The sequence below is a fragment of the Spirosoma sp. 48-14 genome (assembly GCF_001898575.1).
Classification (GTDB): Bacteria; Bacteroidota; Bacteroidia; order Cytophagales; family Spirosomataceae; genus Spirosoma.
In genome coordinates this window covers 1-2,344 of the sequence record NZ_MKUD01000017.1, presented here as the reverse complement: position 1 = coordinate 2,344, position 2,344 = coordinate 1, and the positions used below count along the sequence as shown (strand labels likewise).

Genomic DNA, 2,344 nt, shown 5'->3' with positions numbered 1-2,344 from the left:
GTCTTGTCCGCAGGACACGAGATGAAAGCCCGTTGAACGGAAGCTCCGGGAGCTTTTTTGGCCGTCTATGGAGTTTTCGATTTTAGGATTTAGGGTAACAAAGCAGTTTTTCGGAAGGACTGCTTTTTTTTGTGGCCTTTTGTGGTCTTTGTGGGTGTTTTCTGCTGTTTTTCTTCACTGCAGAACATAAATTCCCTTACCCGCAAAGGTTATTTGGCGGGAGCAGGTTGGATAACGAAAAGATATTCCGGTGGCGGACCACGCTGTCCGAAAACGGCAATAGTCACCAGATTTCCCGTTTTACAGCACCGGCATTTATTGAGCAGCGTTTTGGGTTTTACCTCCGGGATCTTGATCTTTAAATCGGATTGCAGAGCCTGCAGTTTCCCGCGCTTCCAGCTGCTGCTCAGAATGCCGTAATGCCGGATCCGCACAAATCTCTTCGGCAGGATATGCAGACTGAACCTTCGCGCAAACTCCTGGTTGCTCAGGGTCATTTCCTTTTTCGCCCCACCTTTTCGGTAATCTTTGTAGCCAAACCGGACCTGCTGATCCGTCACTTCTTTGATGCGGTGGTTGCTGATGGCAACCTTATGCGTGTAACGCCCCAGATACTCAATCACCTGTTTTGGGCCACCAAAAGGACGCTTGGCATACACGACCCAGTTTTTGGAGAAAAGTTTGTCCACTAAATTCTGGTCATTAATTCCACCAGCCCTTAACAATGCCACAAACTTCGCGCGGAAGACTTTGCTCATCGCTTTTACCGAAAACAGATATTTATCCGTTCGTACTTTCCTTTTCCATTTTCCCTGCCGGTTGATGCCCCCGCCCGGAACAATGCAGTGCAGGTGCGGATGCAGGCTCAGGTTCTGTCCCCATGTGTGAAGTATGGCAATCATTCCCACCTGCAGGCCGTCGGTTTTGCCGAACTGGTTTAAAGTAGCCCAGGCGGCCTCAAACAAGGCTTTGTAAATGAGTTGGGGCTGGGATATTGCCATAGCGTTCAATTCCTCCGGCAGGGTAAAAACCACATGGTAATAGCTGCAGGGCAAGAGGTCCTGTTCGCGCTTTTGGATCCACTCTTCCTTTTTATGCCCCTGGCACTGCGGACAATGTCGGTTACGGCAGGAATTGTAACTGATGGAAAGATTTCCGCAACCATCACACGTATCAATATGACCACCCAAGGCAGAAGTCCGGCAGTTGGACAAGGCCCGAAGGGTCTTTTCCTGATGAACCGTAAAGTTCTGGGCGGATAAATTGATTCTTCGAAGGACTTCTGCTACACTCCCGCCATTACTTCGGGCCTGCATTCCTGCTGCATAAAGTAAATACAGTGTCCAGCGGACTGTGTGGCTGTTGATCCGAGAGCTGACAGACATGGAGGTATTCCATTGTACTTTCAATACGCTCATGACCCAGAAGTTTCTGCACCATAATGATCGGAACGCCGTCTTCCAGCAGATGAGTCGCATAACTGTGTCGCAGCGTGTGGGTATGAACTTCTTTGGTGATACCAGCCTTTTTAGAGATGGTCTTTATCACCCACTGAACGCCGCGCTGGCTGTAGCGTGAATCAAAATCTTTGCTAAGCACATCAATCTCTTCGATATTTCTGTTTTGATTGCCGTTAAATAAATACCGCTCCGGATTTTCAATATTGATAAAGGTTTTCAGTCCCCGGATTAAATGTTCCGACAAAGGAACATACCGGTCTTTTTGGCCTTTTCCCTGTACGATATGCAGCATCTTGCGGTCAAAATCAAGGTGCTGAAGTTCGATACTCCTCACCTCCATGCAGCGCAGCCCACAACCGTAAATAAGTCCAATGAGTAGCTTGTGTTTCAGGAGTTCGGCACTCTGAAGCATACGCCAGATCTCTTCCCGGCTGAGGATTACAGGAAGTTTCTTTACTTTAGCAATGGTGGGAAGGTGCAGAAAACTATAAGGCAAACCTTCGGTTTTCAGCAGAAACCGAAGCCCGTAAACGGTATGCTTAAAGTAAGTTTGGGAAGGGGTTTTGGAGCGTTGCTGAAGTTCAAAAAGATAATCTTTGACCTGTTCCGGGTCCAGCTCGGTGGGTAAAGTTCCAAAGTGCAGCGCAAGGGCCGCCACATGACGGGAATAATTATCGAAAGTTCTGGGGCTCCTGCCAAGGATGGAAATATTCCGCTCAAAGCGTTGCAGCAGTTCGGCAAAACCGTTAACTTCGCTACAGGCGCGGTTCAGAAATTTGCTTACCCTTAACTCCTCCGGAGATTTTTTTTTGTAGCCATTTTAAAGATTTTATTGTTTGTTTTACCAAAATTAATAAAACAGCGAAGAGAAAAAGCTACCGGAG

Annotated in this window: 2 protein-coding genes and 1 pseudogene; 1 reads left to right on the top strand and 2 read right to left on the bottom strand. The window is 47.7% G+C overall.

Annotated elements, in window-relative coordinates:
- Positions 1–209 precede the first annotated feature (209 nt).
- Positions 210–1,289, bottom strand: a pseudogene (locus tag BGO59_RS11085) (IS91 family transposase); the annotation flags it as partial.
- A gap of 10 nt (positions 1,290–1,299) precedes the next feature.
- Positions 1,300–2,118, bottom strand: coding sequence for a tyrosine-type recombinase/integrase (locus tag BGO59_RS11080; RefSeq protein WP_293683691.1), 819 nt, complete (start codon positions 2,116–2,118; stop codon positions 1,300–1,302).
- Between BGO59_RS11080 and BGO59_RS11075 the strand changes: the two genes are divergently transcribed.
- Complete coding sequence (locus tag BGO59_RS11075; RefSeq protein ID WP_293683690.1) at positions 2,119–2,250, top strand: hypothetical protein; 132 nt, start codon at positions 2,119–2,121, stop codon at positions 2,248–2,250. It begins immediately after the preceding gene.
- Positions 2,251–2,344 lie beyond the last annotated feature (94 nt).

What these genes read in the sequence shown, in the direction of transcription:
- BGO59_RS11075 (WP_293683690.1), top strand. Translation starts at nt 2,119, where the DNA reads ATGACGGGAATAATTATCGAAAGTTCTGGGGCTCCTGCCAAGGATGGA.